The sequence below is a fragment of the Candidatus Nitrosocosmicus oleophilus genome, assembly GCF_000802205.1.
Taxonomy (GTDB): Archaea; Thermoproteota; Nitrososphaeria; order Nitrososphaerales; family Nitrososphaeraceae; genus Nitrosocosmicus; species Nitrosocosmicus oleophilus.
Genome location: NZ_CP012850.1, coordinates 2,035,445 through 2,062,253 on the forward strand (window position 1 = coordinate 2,035,445; position 26,809 = coordinate 2,062,253).

At 36.0% G+C, this 26,809-nt stretch carries 21 protein-coding genes and 1 rRNA gene; 14 read left to right on the plus strand and 8 right to left on the minus strand.

Annotated elements, in window-relative coordinates; genetic code table 11:
* Nucleotides 1-3: 3 nt before the first annotated feature.
* Nucleotides 4-900, minus strand: coding sequence for a transcription initiation factor IIB (locus NMY3_RS09855; RefSeq protein WP_134485877.1), 897 nt, complete (start codon nt 898-900; stop codon nt 4-6).
* Nucleotides 901-1,242: 342 nt separating this feature from the next.
* On the opposite strand from NMY3_RS09855, the gene NMY3_RS09860 reads away from it, so the two are divergent.
* From NMY3_RS09860 to NMY3_RS09870, 3 genes are read left to right on the plus strand one after another with little or no spacing between them, the layout of a single operon-like run.
* The gene (locus NMY3_RS09860) at nt 1,243-3,678 is read left to right on the plus strand and encodes an ABC transporter substrate-binding protein (protein ID WP_196815703.1); all 2,436 of its coding nucleotides are present in this window, start codon (nt 1,243-1,245) and stop codon (nt 3,676-3,678) included.
* Between the two features lie 38 nt (nt 3,679-3,716).
* Nucleotides 3,717-4,784, plus strand: a complete 1,068-nt coding sequence (locus NMY3_RS09865) for an ABC transporter permease (RefSeq protein ID WP_196815704.1) — start codon at nt 3,717-3,719, stop codon at nt 4,782-4,784.
* Between the two features lie 36 nt (nt 4,785-4,820).
* Entirely contained in the window at nt 4,821-6,227 is a 1,407-nt protein-coding gene (locus NMY3_RS09870; protein ID WP_196815705.1) for an ABC transporter permease, read from the plus strand.
* 6 nt (nt 6,228-6,233) lie between these two features.
* On the opposite strand, the gene NMY3_RS09875 is transcribed toward NMY3_RS09870, so the two are convergent.
* Nucleotides 6,234-6,671 (minus strand): Mov34/MPN/PAD-1 family protein, encoded by a 438-nt coding sequence (locus NMY3_RS09875; protein WP_196815706.1) that lies wholly within the window; start codon nt 6,669-6,671, stop codon nt 6,234-6,236.
* A gap of 219 nt (nt 6,672-6,890) precedes the next feature.
* Between NMY3_RS09875 and NMY3_RS09880 the strand changes: the two genes are divergently transcribed.
* The 3 genes from NMY3_RS09880 (at nt 6,891) to NMY3_RS09890 (ending at nt 10,524) form a co-directional block, all read left to right on the plus strand.
* On the plus strand, nt 6,891-8,267 hold the full coding sequence (locus tag NMY3_RS09880) for a hypothetical protein (protein ID WP_196815707.1): 1,377 nt from the start codon (nt 6,891-6,893) through the stop codon (nt 8,265-8,267).
* A gap of 192 nt (nt 8,268-8,459) precedes the next feature.
* Nucleotides 8,460-9,791: an NOP5/NOP56 family protein gene (locus tag NMY3_RS09885; RefSeq protein ID WP_196815708.1), complete on the plus strand. Its 1,332-nt coding sequence runs from the start codon at nt 8,460-8,462 to the stop codon at nt 9,789-9,791.
* A 31-nt stretch (nt 9,792-9,822) separates the two neighbouring features.
* Nucleotides 9,823-10,524: a fibrillarin-like rRNA/tRNA 2'-O-methyltransferase gene (locus NMY3_RS09890; RefSeq protein ID WP_196815709.1), complete on the plus strand. Its 702-nt coding sequence runs from the start codon at nt 9,823-9,825 to the stop codon at nt 10,522-10,524.
* 25 nt (nt 10,525-10,549) lie between these two features.
* On the opposite strand, the gene rnhB is transcribed toward NMY3_RS09890, so the two are convergent.
* Nucleotides 10,550-11,194 carry a ribonuclease HII gene (rnhB, locus tag NMY3_RS09895; protein WP_196815710.1) on the minus strand — a complete coding sequence of 215 codons (645 nt, stop codon included), beginning with the start codon at nt 11,192-11,194 and terminating at the stop codon, nt 10,550-10,552.
* A gap of 548 nt (nt 11,195-11,742) precedes the next feature.
* Between rnhB and NMY3_RS09900 the strand changes: the two genes are divergently transcribed.
* Nucleotides 11,743-12,978: a hypothetical protein gene (locus NMY3_RS09900; protein ID WP_196815711.1), complete on the plus strand. Its 1,236-nt coding sequence runs from the start codon at nt 11,743-11,745 to the stop codon at nt 12,976-12,978.
* A gap of 85 nt (nt 12,979-13,063) precedes the next feature.
* Here NMY3_RS09900 and NMY3_RS09905 read toward each other — a convergent pair whose 3' ends face one another.
* Nucleotides 13,064-14,176 carry a hypothetical protein gene (locus tag NMY3_RS09905; RefSeq protein ID WP_196815712.1) on the minus strand — a complete coding sequence of 371 codons (1,113 nt, stop codon included), beginning with the start codon at nt 14,174-14,176 and terminating at the stop codon, nt 13,064-13,066.
* A 58-nt stretch (nt 14,177-14,234) separates the two neighbouring features.
* Between NMY3_RS09905 and pyrE the strand changes: the two genes are divergently transcribed.
* Complete coding sequence (pyrE, locus tag NMY3_RS09910) at nt 14,235-14,858, plus strand: orotate phosphoribosyltransferase (protein ID WP_196815713.1); 624 nt, start codon at nt 14,235-14,237, stop codon at nt 14,856-14,858.
* On the opposite strand, the gene NMY3_RS09915 is transcribed toward pyrE, so the two are convergent.
* Nucleotides 14,855-15,418: a TATA-box-binding protein gene (locus tag NMY3_RS09915; protein WP_144734851.1), complete on the minus strand. Its 564-nt coding sequence runs from the start codon at nt 15,416-15,418 to the stop codon at nt 14,855-14,857. The two genes, pyrE and NMY3_RS09915, sit on opposite strands and share 4 nt — an antisense overlap.
* Nucleotides 15,419-15,749: 331 nt before the next feature.
* Between NMY3_RS09915 and NMY3_RS09920 the strand changes: the two genes are divergently transcribed.
* From NMY3_RS09920 to NMY3_RS09935, 4 genes are all read left to right on the plus strand, one after another.
* Nucleotides 15,750-17,135, plus strand: coding sequence for an aspartate ammonia-lyase (locus tag NMY3_RS09920; protein WP_196815714.1), 1,386 nt, complete (start codon nt 15,750-15,752; stop codon nt 17,133-17,135).
* 274 nt (nt 17,136-17,409) lie between these two features.
* Nucleotides 17,410-17,910 (plus strand): DUF192 domain-containing protein, encoded by a 501-nt coding sequence (locus NMY3_RS09925; protein ID WP_196815715.1) that lies wholly within the window; start codon nt 17,410-17,412, stop codon nt 17,908-17,910.
* Between the two features lie 623 nt (nt 17,911-18,533).
* Nucleotides 18,534-18,692 carry a 50S ribosomal protein L39e gene (locus NMY3_RS17085; protein ID WP_144734863.1) on the plus strand — a complete coding sequence of 53 codons (159 nt, stop codon included), beginning with the start codon at nt 18,534-18,536 and terminating at the stop codon, nt 18,690-18,692.
* Between the two features lie 17 nt (nt 18,693-18,709).
* Nucleotides 18,710-19,090 (plus strand): 50S ribosomal protein L31e, encoded by a 381-nt coding sequence (locus NMY3_RS09935; RefSeq protein ID WP_196815716.1) that lies wholly within the window; start codon nt 18,710-18,712, stop codon nt 19,088-19,090.
* Nucleotides 19,091-19,214: 124 nt separating this feature from the next.
* On the opposite strand, the gene NMY3_RS09940 is transcribed toward NMY3_RS09935, so the two are convergent.
* Both NMY3_RS09940 and NMY3_RS09945 read right to left on the minus strand, forming a co-directional pair.
* Nucleotides 19,215-20,207, minus strand: coding sequence for a hypothetical protein (locus NMY3_RS09940; protein WP_196815717.1), 993 nt, complete (start codon nt 20,205-20,207; stop codon nt 19,215-19,217).
* Between the two features lie 61 nt (nt 20,208-20,268).
* A complete protein-coding gene (locus tag NMY3_RS09945) occupies nt 20,269-21,876 on the minus strand; it encodes a tRNA (N(6)-L-threonylcarbamoyladenosine(37)-C(2))-methylthiotransferase (protein WP_196815718.1) in 1,608 nt (535 codons plus the stop codon).
* A gap of 147 nt (nt 21,877-22,023) precedes the next feature.
* Between NMY3_RS09945 and NMY3_RS09950 the strand changes: the two genes are divergently transcribed.
* Entirely contained in the window at nt 22,024-22,752 is a 729-nt protein-coding gene (locus NMY3_RS09950) for an ABC transporter permease (RefSeq protein WP_196815719.1), read from the plus strand.
* 45 nt (nt 22,753-22,797) lie between these two features.
* Here the strand turns inward: NMY3_RS09950 and NMY3_RS09955 are convergent, their stop codons facing one another.
* Nucleotides 22,798-24,132, minus strand: coding sequence for an aspartate aminotransferase family protein (locus NMY3_RS09955; RefSeq protein ID WP_196815720.1), 1,335 nt, complete (start codon nt 24,130-24,132; stop codon nt 22,798-22,800).
* A gap of 989 nt (nt 24,133-25,121) precedes the next feature.
* Between NMY3_RS09955 and NMY3_RS09960 the strand changes: the two genes are divergently transcribed.
* A 16S ribosomal RNA gene (locus NMY3_RS09960) occupies nt 25,122-26,590 on the plus strand.
* Nucleotides 26,591-26,809: the final 219 nt, after the last annotated feature.

Here is a 26,809-nt window from a genome sequence, read left to right on the forward strand (position 1 = left end):
TTTTCACAATTTCAAGTGTGTTTTAAGTCCTTTGTACCTATTTCGAATAGTAACTTCAGTGACACCGGCTGCTTCCGCTACATCTTTTTGTGTCTTATTTTCACCGTTCATTACACATGCCACGTACAGGGCTGCTGCGGCTAACCCCATCGGATCCTTACCAGCTGATATCTTACCTTCTTCTGCTTTCTTTAGAATTTCTAGAGCCTTTCTCTTGGTTTTTTCTGTAAGGCCGGCCTTGCTTGCTATTCTTGCAACACATTTTACTGGATCAACCACTGGCATTTTAAGATCCAACTCTCTAATCAGTAATCTATAACATCTTGCAACGTCTTTCTTTTTTATATTACTGGCATTTGCTACATCTTTTAGTGTTCTAGGTGTTTCTGTATCCCTGCATGCAGCATATAGTGCAGCTGCAACTAGTGCTGAGATAGATCTGCCTCTGACCAAACCCTTTTCTAACGCCTTTCTATAAACATAAGCAGCTTTTTCAATCACTGCATCGCCCACTGCCAATTTGTCTTTTAGTCTGTCCAATTCACTGAATGCTTGTCTAAAGTTCCTGTCAACCGGTTCATGGACTTGACTCCTGCTATCCCATGTTCTTAATCTTTCGATCGTGCTTTTCATAGACGCAGATAAAGGTTTGCCAGAAGCATCCTTATCCACCGGCCCAATAATCGTCGCCAAGCCCATATCATGCATTGCCAAAGAAGTAGGTACACCTGCTCTGCTTCTATCCTCGTGTTCTTCTTTGGAAAAGGCTCTCCATTCTGGTCCAGTTTCTTCTATCCTTTCTGTAACAACAAAACCACAGTTACCGCAGAACATTTCCCCAGTCGAATTATCTGTAACCATTGGACCTTTGCCACACCGTGGACACCGGTCACCAAACATAGAAATATCTTTTACCAATATTTATCACCATAAAACTTATAAACTAATTCCACATGTATTTATATCTTTCCTTACATATAAAGATATCGGAAATTATCGAAATAAATAAGTTAATACTTTGCTTTAGTTCTTTTTCTCCTCTCTACTTTAGCGTATTTTTTGCTCTCGCTCCTTTGTGAACTGTAAGCATGAGTTCTTTTTTCACTTTTGTTGCTCATGGATCAAAATGATAGGCGATTATTTATATACTATAGTTTTTCCCAGCTGAAATGACAAAGCTAAAATAATGAATTTATACTGCATTATTCCTTCAATACTTTATTCATGAGGAATATCTTGCATGTGCTGGCTTTTTTGACAGCACTTTTCGCTCTAATTCTTTTCACTTCCAATAATTATGCCTTTTCTCAATTGAATCAGACAGGCGGATATGCTGACCAGGTTAAATTCATAAGATATTCTAACGAAAATGTCGCATACCAGGAAGTGAGCAATGGTCATCTTGACAGCTACTTTTTTCAAATTCCTTTGCAACTTGTTGAATCAGCTAAAAAAAACCCAAACTTAGAAGTTTTTGAGAAAGAAGGGCTTTCTTATGGGCTGTTATTAAATCCATATGACGGAAACCAAACATTCAATCCTTTGTCGATCAAAGAAATTCGTTTTGCATTGAATTTTTTAATAGACAGGAGCTTTATTGTAAATAATATTTTAAAGGGGTTCAGTGATCCTATTGTAGAGCCGTATGGGCCCACTTCACCAGAATATCATAATGTGTTACCTGTGGTTGATCCCCTGAAAATCCGGTATGATGTAAATTTTGCTACTAAAAGTATCAATGATTCCATGACAAAAGCAGGAGCGGTAATGGACCAAACAGGTAAGTATGTCATAGACGGAAAGCCAGTAATAGTTAAGATTTTGATCAGAAATGACGATTTAATAAGAAAATCATTTGGTGATTTTGTTGCCTCTGAAATTGAAAAAGCAGGATTTACAGTCGTTAAAGAATATGGTGACCTGACAAAAGCCAATCGAGTTGTTTACGGATCAAACCCTGCGGATCTAGAATGGAATGTGTACACGGAATCATACATATCCAGTTCGTTCTCAAGGTACAATCCAACAACTGTCAGCCAAATGTATGCCCCTTGGTTTGGAAATATGCCTGGCTCTCAGAATCCAGGCTTTTGGCAATACTCTAATTCGACAATTGATGATATTACACAAGATCTCGTTTTTAACAATTTTACATCTGAAACTGAAAGAAATAACTTGTTGCAGCAAGCGGAGTCTGTGGGTTTGCAAGAAGCAGTGCGTCTCTTTTTTGCGAGATCCTTTGATCCCTACATTGCTTCATCAAAAATTAGTGGCCTAATCAATGATTATTCTGCTGGTATCGCTAATAAATTGTCTTTAATAAACGCTATTAAACACGATGTCGATAATTCTACACTCAATATAGGAATGAAGGAGGTATACCAAGGTGCCTGGAACAATGTTAAGGGATGCACAGACTTTTATTGTAGGATTATTTATTCACTTGTCACTGACACCCCGACGATATCTAACCCATATTCTGGGGACCCTGAACCATCTAGAAACAAATGGACCAATCTATTCTCAAAAAGTCCCAATGATACTATCGTAGTTCCAAGCGATGCTGTTATTTGGAACCCTTACAATCAAAGCTGGGATAAAAATCAGAATCAGAGTACTTCTGCATTAACCAAAGTAACGATGGAGCCATTATTTTCAAAATGGCATAACGGGAAATTTATGGACAAGTACGATCTTCTGTACACTTATTATTTTCCATTCGAATGGTCAACTGATACTAAAAACAACGATAAGACTTTCGATGCCGAATATTCAAGTTTGATTCTTCCTTCCCTATCTTTGATCAAAGGTGTAAAGTTCTATGACAATAGTACTTTTGATACATATGTTGATCTCTGGCATTACGACAAGAATTTAGTTCCCTCTTACGGGACATTGTGGCCATCTGAACCTTGGGAAATTACGGCTGCAACAGAACGATTAGTTGCTGGAAATAAATTATCTTACTCAAAATCTGACGCTAACATTAAACATATAGATCAGTTATCTCTGAATCTTCCTGTGCAAGCTGAAATGATAAAACAAGAGCTGATTGATATGTTTAATGAAAAATATATACCCAATCCTTTGAAAGGATTGGTAAGTTTGGAATATGCACTTGAGCGCTACAAGTCATCTATAGATTGGATTACCACTCACCACAATGCGGTAATTGGAAATGGACCTTATTATTTGGAAACTTTCAATCCTACAGGAGGGGTTATAACCCTACAAGCTTTTAGAGATAGTACCTATCCTTTTAAAACAGGTATATACTCGGAATACGAAAATCCTCCTGAGATACAAATAGTTAGTCTGAATATTCCAAAGTTTCTAAAGATAGGAGAACCTTTTGATTTTGACGTGCAGGTAGATGTTAAAAATCAATCTAATGGTACAAATAATTTAAAGGGAAGCATCGATTATTTTGTCTTTGATCGAAATAATAAGATCGTAATTGAAGGTTCTTCTTTGATAGATAGTCCCTTTATTAATCAATCTAACAGTAGAGGTCAACCTCAAACTCAGATGGATGAACCAGGAACAGCTGCTATCTCCTTGAACGCGAGTCAGACACAGGAACTAATTCCTGGTCCTGCAAAAATAAAACTTATCATTACCTCTGCAGAATCGCCGAAACCATTAATCCAGGAAAAAACCTTGATTGCCAGACCTTGAGTACGGTTCAATAATACAATACAGATGAATTTGCCTTGATGAGCATTATCATTTATCTGGTAAAAAAAATTTCAATTTTGGTATTAGTCTTAATTATCACACTATTAGTTACAATATCCCTTTTGGGTTCGACTATTGACAAAATAATGGTTGATAATATCCGAATACAGGTGACTAATTCTCTATCAGACTCCATATCTGAAAATCAAAGACTAAACCAGCTACAAGATCCACAGGAAAGGCAGTCAATCATAGAAGAACAAATTAATATCCAAACAAAAAGTTTGGGGTTAGACGAGCCTTGGTATTCTCCCAAAAAAATTAGTAATAGTCTCATTCAAATTGCTACCTTGAACCTAGGTAATTCTAGATTTTTTACAACCAATGATGGTTCAAGCAGTGTCAATGAGCTAATAATTGAAAAACTGCCAAATACAATTTTATTATTTACCACCTCTTCAATAACTGTCATAGTCATTGGGATAATATTAGGATCTTATTTAGCAAAAAGGGAAGGAAAAATTTCGGATAAATTGGTAGCCGGCCTTGCTTCTGCAAGCCTAAGTGTACCCCCATGGTGGTTTTCAATGATAATGATAGTCTTGTTTTCATATTTGTTGCAAATTTTTCCTGCAAGATCTACACCTTTAATTTCTCCAGGTACTCCAGGTTACATCGTTGATTTATTATACCATATGGCTCTGCCTTTTATTACAATGGTTATCATAGGTTTTGCCTCATCCGTTTATTATACTAAATATATTGTTTTGAGAGTAATTGAAGAGGATTACATAAAAACCTTGGGAATTATTGGTTTGCCTCCTAGAAAAATTTTGCTCAAACACGCATTGAAAAATGCTGGACCCCAATTGATGACAATGTTGGGAATAGGGCTTACAGCAACTTTAGGAGGTTCTATATTGATAGAAGAAATATTTGATTGGCCTGGAATGGGAAATCTGTTTTATAATGCGGTTATTCAAAATGATTCTCCCTTAATTATAGGCCTTGTATACTTCTTTACACTGCTTTATTTATTGACAAGATTGGTACTGGATCTTACACTGTCATTTTTAGATCCCAGGATTAGAACCGGAGAAGAATGAGATAATGGACGTGCTTTACCTGATTTGATGAATATAATGAAAGATCGCCTAAAAAACTACAAAGGTGGTATCTTGGGCTTTTCCCTACTCTTGTTCTTGATTGGGATCACTACTTATACCATTTTATATATCCCTGCAAAGGAACGAGCAGAATGGAATAATCCTTTTTTTTGGATTAACTATCCTAAAAATGCTGCACCTGCTTGGGTTAACTATTTCTTAATCCCATTTCAGCAGCAATTACCAGAGCATAAGATATATTCCAAGAACGAAGCTGTAACTTCCTCGTTTTCAGAAATCGACTTTAAAGAGGATAACCATACGTTTTTTTACGATTTTGTTTATGGGCAATTTCCATCTGGGTTTAGCATTCCATTTTCTTTAGAATTTGGTGAAATTCCTCCCGCGGTAGAAATTTCGGTTAAAAGGCCCGATGGATTGGAATTTGTTATATACTACAATTCTTTAGATTCTGTACCTAGCATTAGTAACGATGTTGGGGGTCAATTATCTAATGCTAGCAATCAACAACACGAAGTGTCTCAACGAGTTTTTTCCTCATCAAAAGAAGTGACTGATTCCTTGATGGAATATGCAGATTTATTTAACTTCACGATAAGCGATTTACCAGCGGAAAAAATAATATTTTCTGAAACTGATTCGAATAAACCTATGAAAGGAATATACCAGTTCATATTTACTACTTATTCTTTTGATAGTGATACTATTTTAAAGGAAATCAACCTTATCATAGAAGGCAAAGTGTTTGGATTGATGGGAACAGATGAATTTAGACGAGATATAACCTTTGGAATCATGATTGGAACTCCAGTAGCCCTCCTAATTGGCGTCGCAGTTGCTTCAACCGCTACAACTATTGGTCTTTTCTACGGATTGATTGCTGGATATAAAGGAGGGAAAACAGGAACTCTCATGGTAATAATGATTGATCTTTTTCTTTCGATTCCAACAATGGTATTATTCATAGTATTATCACTTAATTTTGGAAGCAGTTTGTTATTTTTGATTGGACTCTTTGTACTATTTGGCTGGCCCGGATTAGCCTTGATAAATCGAACATTCAGTGTTCAAATTAAGAATTATCCATACGTTGAAGCTTCTAAATTGATGGGTGAATCTGACTTTAAAGTCGTGTTAAGACATATCATACCTCAGTTGGTCCCTTTTACCCTTGCCAATTTTGCCCTCGCGGTGCCAGCAGCAATATTAGCTGAAGCAGCATTAAGTTTTTTGGGATTTGGAGATCCATCTTTTCCCACGTGGGGTCAAATGTTGCAGGATGCTCACTTCTCATCAGCTGAAATTTTAGGATATTGGTGGTGGATTTTGGCTCCTGGACTTATGATCTCCATCACAAGCTTGGCGTTTATTCTGATAGGAAGATCATTGGAGCATAGAGCAAAGTTGGGCAAAAAACAATAATTAATATTAATTCCTTCTTTCAAATAGCACCTCCCTTCCTTGGCTATCGTATGCATGGATATCTTCCTCCTCGTAAGGATGGCATATAATAATAGAGATTATACCGTAAAAATGATTCAGATCTTCAAGGGAAGGTTGGCTTGAACCACTAGGATGGGAATGAGCTGTCCCAAGATAATTTAGGTCAAATGGTAATTCGTTTATTGGAAACCCGGAATAGAAGGGCCCATGTACCGAGAAAGGAGGGATAACTAAATTGTTTATGAATATCTCTGTTTTTTTTCTCTCACCCCCTAAAATAAGTATTCCCTCAAAGGGATGATGCATTTTTGCATACGAAATTAGCCCGTTTATAACATTCTGGGTGATTGCGATAGTTTTCTTTTTGCGTCTATTTTGGTCTGGATCTTTATTTTTTTTCCCACCAAGAAACCCAAAATCCATATTAGATTTTAGAACTTACTAACTTAAAAATAATATTTGAATCTTATTTATCTCCTACTTAATCTTTATACGAAAAACACTACCTGAATTTTTATGTTATATTAAACGTGGTGATAAAATAACAAACTTTTAATATTTTTGGAAAGCATTATTTTTAGTTTGATTTATCAGATTTCCATCGTTCTTATTTTTTCTACTTTTATATTTCTTGGGGGGCTTTTGTCCGGTGCAAGCGCACAAATTCTTCCACAATCCAAAAGTCAAAATTCAGATGCTGCAACTATTACTGCTCCTTCATCTACACCTTCTTTGGTAAAGAACCCTTACGGGATCAGAATTACAAATCCCACAACTGGTGACCAGGTTCTTATTAACGGTACAGATTACTTTGATAGTACAGGTAAGAGGCTTTCCGTTGAGGGTTTTTCCATATCAAACAATGGTAATTTGACTAACTGTGATGTTTCGATAGTGACTAATAGCATTTTTCCCTATCAAAGTGCAAATGGGTCCGGTCCGCTCGGTGTAAAGGACTATTCGAAATGGAACTACAAATTCAATTCCAAGTACGCAAACCTTCATGAGGGTTCAAATAAAATCACTTCAAAATTAGCTTGTGAAGGGGGTACTGCAAAGGCTTATTATAGTGTCAATGTGACAGGAACAAACTTTACTGGGACGTTTCCGAAATCAGCCACAAATTTGGCCTTAGCTAGCGAAAATCTTAAAAGTACATCTCAGAATAATTTAAGTTCTAGTGTTACCGATTTGGCTAGTGAAGATTTGGCACTTCCTGTGACTGGGATCGAAATCGATTCTCCATCTAATGGTGAAGTAATTAATATTGATAAACCTATTCATATTAACGGCAGTTCGGAATATCCAAACAATTATGATTGTGAAGTACTCTTAGCAGATGGGAATACTGCGGGTGTAATTGCACCAACTAGCGCGAACCAATCAAATTTTAAGAAAACAAACCCTGGAGGTATTAACGGAACTAGTGATTATAGAAGTTGGAGTATCGTGCTTGAACCTGGTTTAAATAACCTCAAAAATGGTTCACAGTCAATAACCGCAAAATTACAATGCTATTCTCCACTGTCTTCTGTGAAATTTGCCAAAGTAAATGTTATTACAAATACTTCAAAACCCTTAGAACTCAAAACAATGGATGTCAGTATTGACAAAACTGGTCAAGGTGCAAACCAAAAAATCGTTATTGGAGTAAATGACGCAATTACAAATGATCCTTTGGCAAATAGTGAAATTACTGGTTCAATTAACGACAATCCTTTCTCCGGTACTACAGATTCTCTTGGGAAATATAGTGTAACTATACCGTCTAGTGTCATAGATTCTGGTGCTACCATTGACGTATCTGTTTCGACATCTGTTGATGGTTACAAGATTAAGAAAACGAGTACTACTTTTGAAGGTTCACCTGCAGTAACTGACGAAACAACACCACGCACGTCCGATACCGATAATCGAGATATACCAAATAATGAAGAGGATCTTGCAGATAAAATATTTGATGATGTGCAAAAGCAACTAAGTGAACAGGGAATCAATATTCCTCTTCCATTTGGATAAAATGCGTAATGGTTAATTAGTTGTAAATTGTTTGGAATTGATCAAAAAACACATCAACACTCGCATAGGCTACAAAACGTGATTACATTTATTAGAATTTTTTAACTACTATTCCTTTTCTTAATCAGATTAGCATTAAGAAATGACAAGGTTATTATTCTTTATCTCTTAAGTTAACTTGAATTTAGATTTATGACTGACAATGTATACAAATTTTTGATTCTTGAATTAGGCATTGCTATTGTAGATGAAAAGAATCAAACTCAATCCTTCAAGAAATTTCTTGATCCTGTAAAATCCCACCTTAGAATCAAGAATAGGGACTATGAAGAAATTTCAGAAAGCTTGGAGTTTTTTAAAGTTAAACCAGAATTATTGAAAACAAATTATCCGGAGTTGATAGAATTCCTAAAAAATAATACATTTAATGCTGAAAAAATTGCTGAAGTAGAGGAAAAGCAATTTCAGATCGATAAGATTAGTTCATACAAACAAATGTTTGATTCATATCAACAGAACCATTCAGAATTAGCGGATGATATATCCGGTGATTTGAGAGAGTTTGCTCTTAAATGGTCTTCCATAAGGGTTCGGGAAGCATCAGAACAATTGGATCTGCATATCAGTCAATCCATAAATGCGTTGGATGAAATCGATAAGATATTAAATACGGTGGGAACTCGTATGAGAGAATGGTATGGCCTGCACTTTCCTGAACTAGATAATCTGCTTCAAAATATTACGACCTACGCAAACATTGTTTCTAAGGTTGGAAAGCGGGAAGAAATAACTGTAGAATTCTTACAAACTTTGGAAATCCCGAACAATAAAATTGAGATTATTCAAATGACAGCGAATAGGAGCAAGGGAGGTAAGATTACAGAAGAAAATTTATTAATATTGCAGAGTCTAGCCAATGAAGTCATTTCATTAGCACAAATTAGGAAGACATTAGAGGATCATATCGACATTACCATGGAAATAATAGCACCAAACTTGAAGGAATTACTAACTGCCACTGTTGGAGCACGATTAATAGCCAAAGCAGGGAACTTAAAAAGGCTTGCGTCTTTGTCATCTAGCACTATCCAGATTCTTGGAGCAGAGAAGGCATTATTTAGAACTTTGAAAACTGGCGCTAATCCCCCAAAACACGGTTTGCTTTTTCAGCATCCGGTTATTCATTCAGCACCAAAGTGGCAAAGGGGAAAATTGGCAAGGGCCATTTCTTCAAAAGCTGCTATTGCTGCAAGAGTAGATCTTTATAGTCGGAATCCAGAATCAAACAATGCATTGGCAAGTAAGTTGAATGATCGGATAACAGAAATTCAAGAAAAGTATAAGGAACCTTCCGAAATTCAACAGAGACAACAACAGCAGAATTTCAAGCGAAGCGAAAGGGATTCATATACTAGAAATAAAGGAAAGAAATACGGGAGAGATAGAGATAGAGATGGAGACAAAGATTTTAAATTCAAGAAGAATAAATTCAAAAAACGATTCCACAAATCAAATAAAAAGTAATGGATCTTGTATACATTTGGAGGCGTGTTAGATGAATCAATTATCTTTGTATAAATCATACGATAATGGGTCATTTGTTATTTTGGTAGACCAAGCAAAAGAGAAATATTTGGCAACCCAAAATCTGGACACAGGAAAAAGCGTTTATGGAGAAAAAATAATAAAAATTGATGATCTTGAATATAGAATTTGGGAACCTTATAGAAGTAAGTTGGCCGGAGCCCTACTCAAGAATCTTAAGGAGAATCCAATCAAAGAAACTTCTTCAGTCCTCTATTTGGGAGCCTCAACGGGAACGACCGTAAGTCATGTATCAGATATAGTAGGAAATAAAGGATTGATATTTGCTGTCGAACCATCTGTCCGGGTTGCTAGGGAATTTTTGGAAAATGTGGCTTCAAGAAGAAAAAATATCATTCCTATTTTGATGGACGCAAGAAGATTTTTGCATTATTATTCGTACTATGGATTGGTAGATGTGGTGTACTCAGATATTGCGCAGCCAGATCAGACTGATATTGCAATCAATAATTGCAAATGTTACCTAAAACCCGGGGGCGATTTGATAATAGTCATTAAGACTAGAAGTATCGATGTATTGACAGATCCAAAGTTGGTAACTCAAAAAGAAGCTAAGAAACTGGAGAATAATCAATTCCAGATTTTGCAGATTATTAACTTAGAGCCTTTTGATAAGGATCATTCATTGATTCATGCCAAATATTTGGTTTAGGTAGTTTGATAAGCGAAACTTATTATTAAAAAAGCTTGGTTTGCGCGCCTTCGTCTATTAGCTTCTTTACAGGGCTCCACGAAAATCTAATATAATTTTTATTATCGTTATCAAAAAGATGATTTCTCAGGAATAATTTTGTTGATGGATCAGAGGGGTACCCTGACCCTATTTTTTTACATAAGATCTTCTCTATTTTCCTTATCTCTCTGTCCCTGGTTACCTTTGCCATAATAGATGCTGCAGAGACAATCAAATTGTCTGTGTCAGCCTTGTGAAAGCAGTATATCTTGACTGACTTGTTTGTCAAGTTTTTTAATATAGACTGTTTGAACCGATCGGGTTTTACATCACATGCATCAATAATAATCTTGTCTGCTCTAATGTTATCTGCGATGATAGTCATGTATCTTGATTCTAAAACGTTCAATTTTTTGCGGTTCACATAATTGTCAATTGTTACAGGACTAATCCTACATACGAAAATAGAAACAGCAGTTTGTAAAATCTTGGTATACAAAGTTTCCCTCTTTAGTGTTGTAAGTTTCTTAGAATCTGTAATGCCATTGTCTCTAAGACTATCTATTCCAGTTGGGTCGAAAGAGATACCCGCGATTACTAGGGGGCCAATCACAGAACCTCGACCGGCTTCATCAATTCCGCCCAACAACAATGTTATCCACTCTTGTTGAATTCACTAAGCCTATATTAATGAAAAACTCAATTACTTTAATAAATTAGATAGTTTAACATGTCAAAATAGAAAATATTCATAAATTTGACATAGATTTTTAACCTCATTCAAGTAACTCAAAATAATAAAACTATTTGCCAACGCTAGCAATCTACTTGTGGTTAGTTAGACTCCAAACCCTTTGCTTTGAGAGCTTACAGAAAAAAGTATCCCTGGGGACTTTCTACAATCACAATATGTGATAACATGTGCTTAATCTGAAGAATATACTTGCATCAAGAAATGTTTGATTTGAGAAAATAAGAAAATTCTATATTTAAATTTTACAATCCGCTATAATTTAATCTTCGCTTAGGTGCGTATTTTTCTATCTTAAAAAAAATTCAGTTCAATAAATTTCAATTCCCATAAAAATGAGTGTAACTAGATTTAAAAAAAATGATATTGTTGAACTTGTCAAAGTAATGAAATGTTATTTTGATAATATCTTATTCACAAAGGGTGAAAATTGAGATTGAATAAATATGGGACTGACCTCCTCATACTATTTGGAAAGAGAGAACACCATATATGATTGGTCAGAGATCAAAGAAGGGGAGGTCACACTTTTGGTTCCAGCACAAGCCGTAACCCAAATGGAGCCTCCAAAATTTCCTGCTTTCTTTAATCCAGCTGCAAAATTTAATAGAGATATTTCTATTTTGATATACCGACACTTTATTGATCAGTCAAGGAAAAATATTTGCTTTGTTGATTCCATGTGTGGGTTGGGAGCTAGAGGAGTAAGAGTCGGGAAAGAAATCCCACAGATTCAGAAAGTGGTTTTTAATGACTTTAATTTATTGTCAGCTCAAACTGCGAAGGTTAATGCCATGATCAACAATATCTACCACAAGTCTGATTTCTATACTTCTGAGACCTGTAATTTCCTTTCCTGTAGTGCCAATTTTGATAACCGTGCGACCGTAATTGATTTGGATCCTTTCGGAACACCTGCGCCTTTTTTGGATTGCATCTTGCGTGGGGTAGAAAATAACGGTATGATTTCAATTACTGCGACCGACACCGCGGTTTTGCAGGGTGTTTATCCTAGAGTTTGTTATAGAAAATATTATGGAATTCCTTTGAGAACTAGCTATTCCTTGGAAATAGGTACGAGATTGTTATTATCCAGCACTGCTTTAGTAGCATCCAGGCTTGATCTATATATTAATCCAATATTTGCACATTCATACAGAAATTATGTTCGAATTTATTGCAAGGTATCAAAAAGTAATTATTTAGCTAATAAAATATCTGACAAATTAGGATATATTCTTCACTGTTTTGAATGTGGATATCGAGGATTGATGAACAAAAGTCCATCTGATGTCGAATGTCCATTGTGCCAAAAAAAGATGAGGATGGGTGGTCCATTATGGATATCTCACATGTTCGATAAGAATGTAATTTTAAAAATACTAGCTGAAATAGTTCAGTCAGAAGCAAAAATGACAAATATAGTAAGATATGTTAAACAAAATAAGAATCCAATCAAAAAGTTTTTCGAGATTGCATCAAAAGAATTAGATCATATTCCGTATCATTACAATAGCGACGAATTTGGGAAAATAATGAAAAATAGTACACATCCCCTTCCTAAAATTGTTGATAAATTAATCTATGATGGATATGACACCAGTCCGACCATTTTCTCATCAACAGGATTTAAGACTGAAGCGAGTATACAAGAAATCAAGTCCAGCCTTTCTAAACTCTAAAAACTATCTCCTTTCTAGATTTGTCGATTTCACCAAAGTAATACTTAAAATACGACTGTTCGTTACTCAAGTATTCATTCTAAATCTATGAACTAACCAGTGTAATTTCCGAATTTGGAATTATGATGGATTTTGAATACTTACCATTCTTTTCAATTACTAGATCTAACCCATCCTTTATTCTTTGTAGCGATTTTAATCCTAATTTGTCGGTATATATTCGAGGAAGACTTGAAATTAAATAAATCTCATACTTTTCTCTTAGCATTTTTAGAAAATTAATATGCTCCAGATCTTTTGAATATTGATATTTATTCAGTCCAGCTAAATCCAGTCTGTTTTCAATGAGTTTAAGTAAAGTACCATTCCCTACTCCACCTCTACTTTCCGATAATAATATTATTATGCCATTGTCGCTTATTACATGGTAATTATTCCATAAGAGGTTTAAACTATTTCCAAGCGTCGTTTGGTAGGAATAGTTTGTGTTCCCGGAGATGAATGCAGATTTTGAAGGTACAGCGGATGGCTGAGTTATCGATTTAAATCTTTGAATAGCTTCATTAAATGAATATGAAAGGTCTCCTATGAAAAGAGAGTCAATTCCTTCGTTATTAGAAATTACATTTATTGACTGACAGCTCATCTTGGACATAACTTCGATAGCCAACTTGAGGGGTTCGTTGTATGTACCAGGTTGGGGTAACGAATTAAATATGAACGTATATACCTGGTTCATTTCGTCTGGATAGCATTCCCTCAAAAGTCTGACGGGGGATCCAGCATAGCCAAAGACTGGATCATATTCAATTCTATCGATTAAGATGATATTGTCAAATTTTTTTATTTTTTCTAATACATCCTCGCTGGCTAATCTACCGATGGTGATACTGTTCTCACTCAGCTGTTGTTTTACTCTTTGGGGAAGAGATTTTGAAAGTATACAGTACTCAATTTTTTCAATATTCAATTCTTTAGACATGTTTTGGAGAACTGATAATATTGGTAGGATAAAGAAAAATGGGCTAGTAATCAGAATCAGAGTTGATTCTTGAATCACTATTTTGCTCTTAATTTCATTTTCTAATGTTATTAGATCTAACTTATTCATGGAGGGTCTCAGTACTTGGGAAATATTTTCATATTTGATATCCAATATGATTTCTGTATCGCCATAACCTAACCATATTTCCGGCATATTAAACTATTTAATAATAAGTAACATATAAAATCCAAGATCATCTAATTAGGAGAAGTTGAACGAAAATGATAAAATTCAATTGGAGGAAGATCTCATACTCTTTTTATTCGATAAAAATGCTATCAAGATTGGTAATTTTACGTTATCAAGTGGCAGGAAGAGCCGTTTCTATTTGGATTTGCGAATTCTGCAGAGTTATCCATTGTATTTCAGAAAGACCATATCCCTACTGAAGACTCTTATCCATTCCCAAATTGGACTTGAAAGTTTTGATTATTTATGCTCTGTTCCAACTTCAGGGACCGTTTTTGGCTCAGCTCTTTCCTACGAACTCTTTAAACCTCATATATACGTAAGGAAAGATCTAAAGAACTATGGTACTCAAAAAAAAATAGAAGGAGCATTAGAACCCAATTCAAAAATATTATTTGTGGATGATGTAATTACTACTGGGCAATCAATATTAACGGCTGTAGAATCGTTGTCCAATAATTCGGTCGTAAGTGGAGTTGTTGTACTAATCGACAGACAGCAAGGTTCTCAAAATTTATTTGATCAGTTCACATTAAAGATAAAAAGTGCAATTACAATTCATCGGATTATCGATATTTTGAATGACAACGCTAGGATCAACAAGAACGAATACGATAGAATAAAAGAAGAGTTAGTAGAATCTTAGCTTTCGTAAATCATTAAATTCTTTTCTTCCAAGAGGGTATGCAAATTGGTTACTGCCCTATAAACTTCTGTTTCTTTTTTTGCTCCAGTGCATACAAGTTTGCCACTGGCAAATAACAAAATTACCGTTTTTGGATCTAACATCCTATGTATCAATCCTGGAAATTGCTCGGGCTCGTACATACTTCTTGGCAATATTCTAGCTGCTAACTCAAGATGGATTTTACCCCCTAAGCTTGCTGAAGCAACGATATTCTGAATCTCAATGATCGGATCATTTTCTACAGGAATTCCACCTTTCCGCAATTTTTGAACCACACTTCTTACTGCTTTGATGGCCTGCTCCTCTGATTTTGCCCCGGTACAAACCATCTTTCCTGAACTAAAAATTAATGTAGCAGTTTTGGGAGCTTTTAATCTAAATACTAAACCCGGAAATTGGTCTGGATGATATTCTACATCGGGAAATATCTGAGTTATCAAGTTTAAATTTATAGTTTGATTGACCGTTGCAGATGCCACAACGTTTTCTATACTTACCATTGGCTTTGTTTGGGGCATTATTCGTTTCCTTGGGGTATATAAATACTCGATATAAATATACCTTTATGTGATATTGTCAAGTTTGATCAATACCAAACTTTTTTATTTTCTTTTAGAAATTATTCCAGTATTTTCATGAATAACCAAAATAAAAATAAATAATGAAAGTATTATCTTATTAATTTCATTAAAAAATTCGTAACATGTAATAATTATATATAAATATCGAAAATCGATATTAACATTTTATTTTCAAAAAGAAATCAAAGACATACTCTAACCAAAAATATTTCATCGGAAACGAAACTTACGTTATACATTTTAAATACCCATATTAAAAATGAATTCTATGTCTCAAAACATTAGAATTGATAAGGATTCGTTAGGCGAGGTGACAGTCCCAGAAAATGCATATTATGGCCCATTCACTGCAAGAGCTAAGAAACAGTATCAAATAACAAAACTCCCTCCACATAGGAATTTTGTCAAGTCATTCATTATGATAAAGAAAGCAGCTGCCATGGCAAATGAAAACCTTGGAGTGTTACCGTCACAAATTGCCAACGCAATAATAAGTAGCTGTGATGAAATCTTGGCAGGAAAATTGTCTGATCAATTTGTAATCGAGACACTCAATTCGGGAGCAAGTACAGCTTTTAATATGAATTGTAATGAGGTAATTGCAAACCGGGCACTGGAGATCCTTGGCAAACCAAAGGGTTCTTACGAAATAATCAGCCCGAACGACCATGTGAATATGTCTCAGTCAAGTAACGATACCTCTCCTACAGCCATTCACATTTCCATAATCCTGAACTGTCAAGAGTTATTAAAATCGCTGAACCAATTGATCTGTTCAATCGAAAAAAAGGCAATTGACTTTAAAGATGATATTAAAATTGGTAGAACTCACTTGATGGATGCAATTCCCGTCACTATGGGGGACGAATTTAGTTCATACTTGTTTGCACTAACAAAATCGAAAGAATTTATCAGCAGGTCTTTGGAACAACTCTACTATGTCGCCCTTGGGGGCACAGCAGTGGGAACAGGTGCAAATACCCCAAAAGGTTATCAACCTCTTGTGGTGAAAAATCTATCTTATATATCTGATCTTCCGTTGAAACCATCTCCTAACTTATTCTATTCCCTACAAAGTAGGCTTGATGTTGCGAATTGTTCCTCTGCAATAAAAAATCTTGCCGTCGAATTGACAAAAATGTCAAATGATTTTAGGTTAATGGCATCAGGCCCTACAGCAGGATTTGCAGAAATCACTATTCCGGCCGTTCATGCAGGCTCCTCCATAATGCCTGGAAAAGTCAATCCATCTCTTTCTGAAACTTTGAACATGATTTGTTACATAGTAATTGGAAATGATCTTTCAGTAACTCTGGCATCTCAGGCTGGCCAGTTTGAATTAAACGTCATGCTTGGAGGGATGGTTAAATCAGTATTAGAATCTACAGACATGCTCACTAATTTTCTGCCCATATTCTCAAAGAATATGGTAGATGGAATACAAATAAACAAGCAAAAACTTAAATCAAACGTACAGAAGAGCCCTGTGTTGGTAACACTATTGAATCCCATAATAGGGTATTTAAAAGCAGCTGAAGTTTACAAGGAAGCCATGTCAAGCAATAGAACCATTAAGGAAGTAATAATTGAGAGGAAATTAATGAGTGAAGAAGAATTCGATAACGCATTGTCCAGGGAAAAACTTCTATCATAATTAATCACTAATTTTAGTTGTTAACTGAAGCATTATATCCACAGATATTGCAATGCTTGAATTGTTCACCGTCCAGATGGTTAAAGTGTACTCCGCAGGTATTACAAGTATGATGAGAATCCTCATATCCGTCAGAAGCTACAAAATCGTTACTAGTTAAGATTGGACTTTTGCAATTTATGCATCTGCAATTGCACTCCACATATTTATTCAGCCATCTCATCATAAAAAATGTATTGTTTAAATTATACAACGGATAAGTACCTTGATACAATTGAAGAAAATTATCTCCCCTTGGTTTTCTTGTCTAGTTCTTTTCTTGGTGTTATTATCCTCGATAGCTTATATAGAAATTGAAAGTGTCCAAGCACAACAACAAGAACAAAATAAAACAGCGCTAGTTTCGTTAGGGGGTGTGAATGTAACAGCTAGTCTTTCAACGACTCCTGATTCTCAGTCTAAAGGATTATCAATTAAAGATTCCCTTAACGAAAACGAAGGAATGCTATTCATTTTTGAGTCGCCGCAAAAATATTCTTTTTGGATGAAGGATATGAAATTTCCAATAGACATTATTTGGATTAACTCAACTGGGAAGATAGTTCATATTGAAAAAAATCTTTCGCCCTGTTATCTATTACTTCCATGTCCTTCCTATGCTCCAAATAATGATTCATTGTATGTTCTAGAAGTAGTCTCAAATTTTACAAATAAATTTGGTGTAAGTGTTGGAGACTCAGTCGAATCTGAAATCATAAAACGGGGTCAGCATTAGCATTTTTATGCTATGATTTGAAGCCGTCAACAAGCTTGCTGTGGTAGGTACAGAGACATTGCAATCCTAGGTCTTGGTTTTTTGGTATTACTCGGATTTTTTTTAATTGCTTCGCCGAATAAATTGATTTCAGAAAATTAAAGCACGTTTCACAGACATACATGCCTAACAAACATAACAATAGGCAATTAAATTTTTATTTTAGCTTATTGAATTCAGACGTTACGCGAAAATTTTTTGTTATCTTTGTGCCAACAGTTCGATTTGTAGTGGTAATGAGCCCCCGATAAATAACAGTTCTACTACCAGATATCTTGGAATTTAAGCCGTCTATGTATCATTATTCTTCAGTCTATTCTATTTTAGGCAATCAGTATCTTATTTCTACTGTCATTGTATAGGATTATTATATCCAAAGTATCTGCGTTCTATATACCTTATTAAGACCTACAATGATAACAATGATAACACTTTTTTTACTACTCACTACTAGTAGGCAAAGACTTTTCAAAAATAATAGTTTACAAATACAACAATTTATCACGAGCACAATGGAAATTCGGATTATTGTCTTTATAGTATGTTAACACTTAAAAATAGGTAATATCGTAAGAGAAGATATTATGGCTGCCCGCAAAAGTACGACTAGGAAAATAAGATTATTGAAGAAAATCAAGCAAAATAGACCGGTGCCAGCCTGGATTATTATTCGGACGCACCGACATGTTAGAACAAATCCAAAAAGAAGGTCATGGCGTAGATCAGATGTAAATATAGGATGAAAAGGAGGTAATGTAAAATGTCAACAGTTGAGGATACACTCGCAAGAATTTATACAATAAATTTCAGTAAAGCATGGCTAACCCCAAAGCATAAGAGGACAGATAGAGTAATTAACATGATTAAAGAATTCGCTATAAAACATATGAAAAGCTCACAAATAAAGATCGATCAAGAACTGAATCGATATATTTGGGAAAGAGGCAAAACTAATCCCCCAAGAAAGGTAAGGGTTAGAATTGTGAAGGATGAAGATGATCAGGTTATAGTTTCTCTTTATGAAGACATCGTCATTGAATCAGATTCTCAAACTAAAACCGAACCATTAGAAAAGGTCGAAGTGAAAGATGACATCGATGAAATTGAAGAGGGCGGAGCAGAAAAAAAGGAATTGAAATGACTTAGCTTAATCTTGACTAATGTCCAAATAATTTCTTATTTTTAGAACTGGCAACAATTTCAGAAATAAAAAATACATGACAATGGTTTTAGAGTTAGATTTTATTTCCTTTTCAAGGATCAAATCATTCAATCCATTTTTTGTTAGCTATAGTAAATCCAGATTCTATATCTTTAAAATAAGGTATATGAATATCATCCATTGCTATTTCAGGTTCAAAATCTAGAATATTCTTCCTGGGAATCAAGAAGTTCAGTGGATCGTATTCTGATATAATGTCTTTATTTGTTTTCACCAAAATATGACATTTGGTAATATCATTCCCTTCTTCGAGGATGTTTATTTCTTGTTCAGCTTCCGAAAACATATTGTTGGCTGTTTCTATTACATTTTTCACAATTGAAATTTTTTCAGAAGGCTGATACAAATAGAGAGAACATTTTTGTATACTATTGATATCGATTTTTTGCGTTAGTTGAGCCATTGTTTCTATAAAGGCATTTTTTATACCATTTGTAGATATATTAGAATTAACAAAATTTAATTTTTCTGGAAAACTCTTAATCAGTGATTGAACTATTATATCGACAATTGCTGTATTTGTAATCTTATAGCACTGGTCAATGGAAATGTCAGTATCATTTCTTATTATTGCATTGTTATCAATTACTATAACACTGCTAACAAGTTTACATAAAAAAGAAAGAGATACTCCACAACGAAATAACTTTTCCTTCTCAAACCCAAAAGGGAGTATAGTCAAGCAAATTATCTCTCTATTTATCTTGTCCCTTAGCATTTGAGATAAAACTGGCAATACTGCTGATCCAAACTTGGAAGCTAAGTTTCCAACAATGATGATGGATTGGTATTGGTTAACCTTTGATAAAATATCCTTTGATGAATCCAATAATGCTTTTCTAATATGGTCTAATGAAGGATTAATTCTGGTCGGAATAGTTATTTCAATCTTATTATCAAAATCCGAGCCTGTAGAGGAACGATTTTCCAATAAAAGATAGTCTAAATTTACTCTTTCCAATACTTCTTTTGTTATCTTTATCCCTGCATTCCCAACACCTATGATGCATGTATTCAAAGTATTAGCATTTTTCAATTGTCATTAACAAACCTTAGTCGATAGATAAAAGTGTTGTGTGACCGCGTATGATTGCTATCTAAACTGGAATTGCTTTTAAGACATGATTTGAATAGGCTATTACTTTGACTTTGATTTTTTTGCCCATGAAAGGATTGTTAGAATATGAAATATTATTCTTATATGGGCCAGTTTTGATGACAATATTTTCTAGCTTTTGATCTGTATAGTTGGACAAGCCCAATGAATCTTGTATTCCTGACTGCAAGTTGGTTTGGGTCTTACTTTTCAAGTATGACTCATCATGATCATGGTCTAGAATTATTGATTTGTAATAATCATTCCTACCCTTCAGCTTTCCGTGTTCAATTTCGTTAATGAGGATCTCTCCTTCCCAATCTATCCACTTGGAATTTCTCCTCTTTGCTATTGCTTTAATTAAGTCATGCAACCTTTCCGATCGAGATGAAATTATGTTGTCATCGACCCTTTTTAATTTCGAAGCTGCAGTTCCAGGTCTAGAGCTGAATTTCGATGAATTAACAACATCGGGATCCATAAATGTTATAAGATCTAGGGTTTGTTCAAAATCCTCATCAGTTTCTGTTGGAAATCCAGTAATAACGTCAGTTGCAATTGTGATTTCTGGAATCTTGTCTTTCAATCTCGTGATAAGGTCTTTGGTGGTTTTAACCGTGTGTCCTCTTTTCATTTTCCTTAAGATCCTTTCGCTTCCGCTCTGAATGGGGATGTGGATAAACTTAAAAAGCTTGTTACCTTCTGAGTATATTAAGGATAAATCGTTTATAATTCTGTTCAGATACATTGGGTTCATCATGCCGAGTCTTATCTTAAACTCTTGTTCTATTTTTTCGCAGCTCCTTAATAAATTTATTAAGTTGGTCCCAATGTCCAATCCATAGCAACCATTATCTGTCGACGTAAGCCAAATTTCTTTACTCCCGTGGTCCAGATCGTTCCTTATTTGCTTTACTATTTCACCAATCCTAAAACTCCTAAGGTCACCCTTTGCAAGCTTTGTTTGGCAAAAGGTACATTCGCTTAGACACCCGGTTGAGATTTCAATAATACTAATTATAGGACTGATCTGGAATTTGGGTATATTTATTTTTTCAGTATTTGAAGACCTTAAATTTGTCACAGTTTGTCCACTCATTGCTGCTTGAGCCACCTCGACTACCTTATCTATAGAATTTGGTCCAATTATGCTAGCATGAGAATTGGCAGATCTTACTAAACTCTCATCGGCCGCTGGCAAGCAACCAGCTATAATTAAAGGTATTTTGGTATTAGTCAAATACTTTATCCGATGAATCATTTTATGTTCGGTTGAATTTTTTACTGAGCAAGTGACTATCAAATTAATACTAGAATTCTCTGGATTCTCGGCCAACCTGAATCCTCGCAGTCTAAGCTGTCCAGCCATCATTTCTAAATCAGCAAAGTTAGCGGAACAGCCGTACCCTTCAATCCAGAAACTTGGTTTGTGTTGATAATCATTGTTATTGGGTTTTTTGTCTATTCCATATCCCGCATTTTTTCTAATCATTTTTTCTGGAGGCATTTCTGTCCTTTTTAAGAGTTTAATATGGTCAATTAATTGTGGTTTTAAGGAAATGGAAATTGATGCGCCATCTATTGTTCTGTTGGTAGTAATAGATCTCAATCTCACTCTTTAGTTGAACCGAATTGAGAAATATACCTTTTCCCTCACATCCTAACTAAAACTATCATTAGTTTTCATTTGTTAATATATATCTCTCTAAACCGAAACCGTATTTTAGTCATGAATCTTCTTAATAATAGCTATGTAGTGACCAAACAAATCTTTATCATCGCATATATGACAGGATTTCTTTGGCTAAGAAGAAATCCACTTTCACTAATATTTACGGCTATTTCCCCGTTTTCATTGTTGTTTATATTATTTGTAGTAAGTAGTGGTGAGTATGTTCAATTTGCCGTAGCTGGGAGTCTTGTTATGGCACTAGTAGGCTACGGATTGGCTTTAGGTCAGGATATTTCATTTTACAAAATTGAATATAAGATGCAAGATGTATTTGTTGCCTCTCCTGTTTCTTCATTAACATATATGCTGGGATTGGCTTTGTCACAATTACTGTACGGGCTGCCAGCACTGATGGTTTTGCTGTCACTTGCCGTATATTTTTCAGTTTCTTTAAATTTCCTCCCTTTGCTATTGTTAAATGTATTTCTGATTTGGGGGACTATGTCATCCATAGGATTTTTTTTGTCTTCTCATATGTTACATATGCGGAATGCCACTCAGCTAATTTCTTTCGTAAATGTTGTTATTGCTATTATACCTCCAGTTTTTTATTCGATAGAAAAACTACCTATAGATCTACAATTCATCGCATATCTAGTCCCCACCACTCATGCCTCATTGCTGCTGCAATATTCAATGGGTTTCCCGGTACCTCAAGGTTGGACCATTTCTTTAGGACTATTTGTTCAAACCGTATATTTTATTTTTTTCATATTGGTGGCAAAGAAAAAAGCTTTGTGGCGAGAAAATTAAGCGAAGAATTGGTGGTTAAAATTACAGAATCTTGTTTTGGCCTATCTATTGTTTGTTTTGTTCAAAGATCCTTCTGGTTGATTCAACCAATTTAGTTACGTCTTTTTTATCATTTGCGTTTGAAAAAGCTCCCATCTTCCCGGGCAAGAAAAATATGTCATATTTAGCCATAAGTGCCATATTATAGTTAATTAAAAGTTTTTTGTCACCTAATGCTGCGTCAACAGCATTTTCTATCGCGTCTGTCTTTTCGTTTAGGAAATGAATCATAAATAAAGAACCAATTCCCGTAACTTGGACTCTTATTCCAAGTTCAACAAATAGTTTTGATAATTCTCTTCTTGCGGTTTCTCCTAGACTATTGATTTTCTCATAGATTCCTGGATTTTTTCTCAGCTCTTTTAAAGTATGATAACCTGCCTTCATGGTCAATGGGTTTGCTGAAAATGTACCTCCGCCAATCGAACAATATGAAGACTTATTATTGTCAACAGTTGCGTCAGCCAATTTCATTATCTCTTTCTTTCCACAAACTGCTCCAATGGGAAGCCCTCCACCAATAATTTTCCCCAAGGTAAAAAGGTCAGGGTCTAGTTTGAATAAGTTCATTGCACCATCGAAGGCAAATCTGAAACCTGTAACTATTTCGTCTAGTATGAAGAGACTTTCGTTCCTTTTTGCGAATTCTTGTAATCCGAGTAGATACCCATCCTGAGGAGTAATACAACCTGCTCCACCCAAAACCGGCTCGACAATAATAGCTGCAAGGTCATCCTTAATAGACTCTAACACCTTGATGGATCTTTCTAAATCGTTAAATTGTAATGATTCAATAAAATGACCTTCGTCTTCAATTAGTCCAATACCTTCATCCCCCTCAAAGGGATAATTCACAGATTGTAGGAGATTTGTATTAAAACCATGCCATCCACCCTCTACCTTCGCAATCACTCTCTTGCCAGTCGAAGCCCGAGCTAAACGAATTGCATACATGGTCGCTTCTGACCCAGTGCTACAGAATCTTAAATTTTCTGCTAGCGGTATGGCCTTATGAATTTCATTACCCAATTTCCAACTTGCTTTATTTGCGGTTCCATAAAGAGTACCTTTGCCAACTTGCTTCTTTAATTTTGATGTCACTACCTCTGGGGAATGTCCTAGGATAAGAGCCCAGTGTCCATTCCAAAAATCCAAATACCTGTTTCCATCAATGTCAAACAAATATTTGCCACGTGATTTGACGGTAAAAAAAGGATAAGGTTTAAAATATCGAATATTATGATTTATTCCTCCGGGAAAAATGTCTCTGGATTTGAAATACAAATTCATGGATTCAAATGTTCGATTCTTGTACAAATCCGCATAGTCTTCATATTTCATATGTAATTTATTGTCCCTTCTCAGAATCTTTTATATGTTTTTAAATTGTGTAATGAGATAAAATATTATTCAAAGTTATTCTATCTTGGTTTATTTGGGTGAGGATACATTTTACCTTCGAGTATCCTTACCATATGCCAATTTGGTTGATCTCAAAAAAAATATATTTTTTGTTAATTTAAGAACAAGATTTATATTAATACTTTTTTGACTTTAAGTAGAACGTATTCAAGACATAAGGCGGTGTCGGTAATGAAGTTGGCTAGGGCCATAATGTGATTTACTGACCTCCAGAAGCGCTCATGACATTGTAAATTTGCAAAATTTAACAAATAGGGAGATTCGATAAAAAAAATCAGTGCTGACCTGATAGATCGAATCTGACATGGGAAGGATCAGATAGACTAGAATCTTATATTACGATACTAATAAAAGTACACAATACATTTTAGTTATGATTTAGGTAAATTACTAAATCATAGTTTTCTAAAAATAAAGCTTCAAATCAGAAGCATAAAAGACGTTTTCTCAAGGTGATGCTATTTAACTTGAAGAACCATTTTCATATCTAATGAAAAGCGCTCTTACGTAAAAACAACATACAAATCTAGTTTTTCGATCGTACTCTTTCTCTTTATTGTAATCAAATCAAATTGATATACAATAAAGAAAGAAACTCAATAAACGTCCTTTCAATTTTTCAATTTTTCAATTTTCCTTTCCTTTCCTTCCTTCCTTCCTTCCTTCCTTCCTTCCTTCCTTCCTTCCTTCCTTCCTTCCTTCCTTCATTTCTTTCCTTTCCTTTTCTTTGCTATTTCTCCTATCCTAATAAGATAGAAGAACAAGAATAGAGGAGGAGAAAGGAAAGGAAAGGAAAGGAAAGGAAAGGAAAAGTTAGGAAAAAAAGAAATGAAATGGACGATAAAAGTTCAACCGACGATTTATAATAAAGTAAATAATAATTCTACAGCCATTATTTACTTTATTTGACTCCGGTTGATCCTGCCGGACCCGACTGCTATCAGAGTGGGACTAAGCCATGCGAGTCAACATAGCAATATGTGGCATACGGCTCAGTAACACGTAGTCAACATGCCCAGGGGACGTGGATAACCTCGGGAAACTGAGGATAAACCGCGATAGGTCATCACTTCTGGAATGGGTAATGACTTAAATCTATATGGCCCCTGGATTGGACTGCGGCCGATCAGGCTGTTGGTGAGGTAATGGCCCACCAAACCTGTAACCGGTACGGGCTCTGAGAGGAGGAGCCCGGAGATGGGCACTGAGACAAGGGCCCAGGCCCTATGGGGCGCAGCAGGCGCGAAACCTCTGCAATAGGCGAAAGCTTGACAGGGTTACTCTGAGTGATTTCCGTTAAGGAGATCTTTTGGCACCTCTAAAAATGGTGCAGAATAAGGGGTGGGCAAGTCTGGTGTCAGCCGCCGCGGTAATACCAGCACCCCGAGTGGTCGGGACGTTTATTGGGCCTAAAGCATCCGTAGCCGGTTCTACAAGTCTTCCGTTAAATCCACCTGCTTAACAGATGGGCTGCGGAAGATACTATAGAGCTAGGAGGCGGGAGAGGCAAGCGGTACTCGATGGGTAGGGGTAAAATCCGTTGATCCATTGAAGACCACCAGTGGCGAAGGCGGCTTGCCAGAACGCGCTCGACGGTGAGGGATGAAAGCTGGGGGAGCAAACCGGATTAGATACCCGGGTAGTCCCAGCTGTAAACGATGCAGACTCGGTGATGAGTTGGCTTATTGCTAACTCAGTGCCGCAGGGAAGCCGTTAAGTTTGCCGCCTGGGGAGTACGGTCGCAAGACTGAAACTTAAAGGAATTGGCGGGGGAGCACCACAAGGGGTGAAGCCTGCGGTTCAATTGGAGTCAACGCCGGAAATCTTACCGGGGGCGACAGCAGAGTGAAGGTCAAGCTGAAGACTTTACCAGACAAGCTGAGAGGAGGTGCATGGCCGTCGCCAGCTCGTGCCGTGAGGTGTCCTGTTAAGTCAGGTAACGAGCGAGATCCCTGCCTCTAGTTGCTACCATTATTCTCAGGAGTAGTGGAGCTAATTAGAGGGACCGCCGTCGCTGAGACGGAGGAAGGTGGGGGCTACGGCAGGTCAGTATGCCCCGAAACCCTCGGGCCACACGCGGGCTGCAATGGTAAGGACAATGAGTTTCGATTCCGAAAGGAGGAGGCAATCTCTAAACCTTACCACAGTTATGATTGAGGGCTGAAACTCGCCCTCATGAATATGGAATCCCTAGTAACCGCGTGTCACTATCGCGCGGTGAATACGTCCCTGCTCCTTGCACACACCGCCCGTCGCTTCATCGAAGTTGGTTCTTGGCGAGGTGGTGCCTAATTGGTACTATCGAACCTGGGGTCAGCAACGAGGGAGAAGTCGTAACAAGGTGGCCGTAGGGGAACCTGCGGCCGGATCACCTCCTTAGTTATTATATTGTAGTAGTGGTAGTGGGTTAGAAGGGGCCTAGTGCTCTTTCTAATCTGCGAGACTTTACAATAAAATTATACTAATAAAATAAAATCCCTAAATCTATCATATTATCATAATCATCATCTTCATCTTAATACATGAATGATGTAAGATAAAAAAGAGAGGGAGTGCAATCAAATCAATCTGATCAATCAATTCCTTCATTTTTCAT

Coding starts and splice junctions, on each gene's coding strand:
- NMY3_RS09855 (WP_134485877.1), bottom strand. CDS start 900: ATGTTTGGTGACCGGTGTCCACGGTGTGGCAAAGGTCCAATGGTTACA.
- NMY3_RS09865 (WP_196815704.1), top strand. CDS start 3,717: ATGAGCATTATCATTTATCTGGTAAAAAAAATTTCAATTTTGGTATTA.
- NMY3_RS09870 (WP_196815705.1), top strand. CDS start 4,821: ATGAAAGATCGCCTAAAAAACTACAAAGGTGGTATCTTGGGCTTTTCC.
- NMY3_RS09875 (WP_196815706.1), bottom strand. CDS start 6,671: ATGGATTTTGGGTTTCTTGGTGGGAAAAAAAATAAAGATCCAGACCAA.
- NMY3_RS09885 (WP_196815708.1), top strand. CDS start 8,460: ATGACTGACAATGTATACAAATTTTTGATTCTTGAATTAGGCATTGCT.
- NMY3_RS09890 (WP_196815709.1), top strand. CDS start 9,823: ATGAATCAATTATCTTTGTATAAATCATACGATAATGGGTCATTTGTT.
- NMY3_RS09900 (WP_196815711.1), top strand. CDS start 11,743: ATGGGACTGACCTCCTCATACTATTTGGAAAGAGAGAACACCATATAT.
- NMY3_RS09905 (WP_196815712.1), bottom strand. CDS start 14,176: ATGCCGGAAATATGGTTAGGTTATGGCGATACAGAAATCATATTGGAT.
- NMY3_RS09915 (WP_144734851.1), bottom strand. CDS start 15,418: ATGCCCCAAACAAAGCCAATGGTAAGTATAGAAAACGTTGTGGCATCT.
- NMY3_RS09920 (WP_196815714.1), top strand. CDS start 15,750: ATGTCTCAAAACATTAGAATTGATAAGGATTCGTTAGGCGAGGTGACA.
- NMY3_RS17085 (WP_144734863.1), top strand. CDS start 18,534: ATGGCTGCCCGCAAAAGTACGACTAGGAAAATAAGATTATTGAAGAAA.
- NMY3_RS09935 (WP_196815716.1), top strand. CDS start 18,710: ATGTCAACAGTTGAGGATACACTCGCAAGAATTTATACAATAAATTTC.
- NMY3_RS09955 (WP_196815720.1), bottom strand. CDS start 24,132: ATGAAATATGAAGACTATGCGGATTTGTACAAGAATCGAACATTTGAA.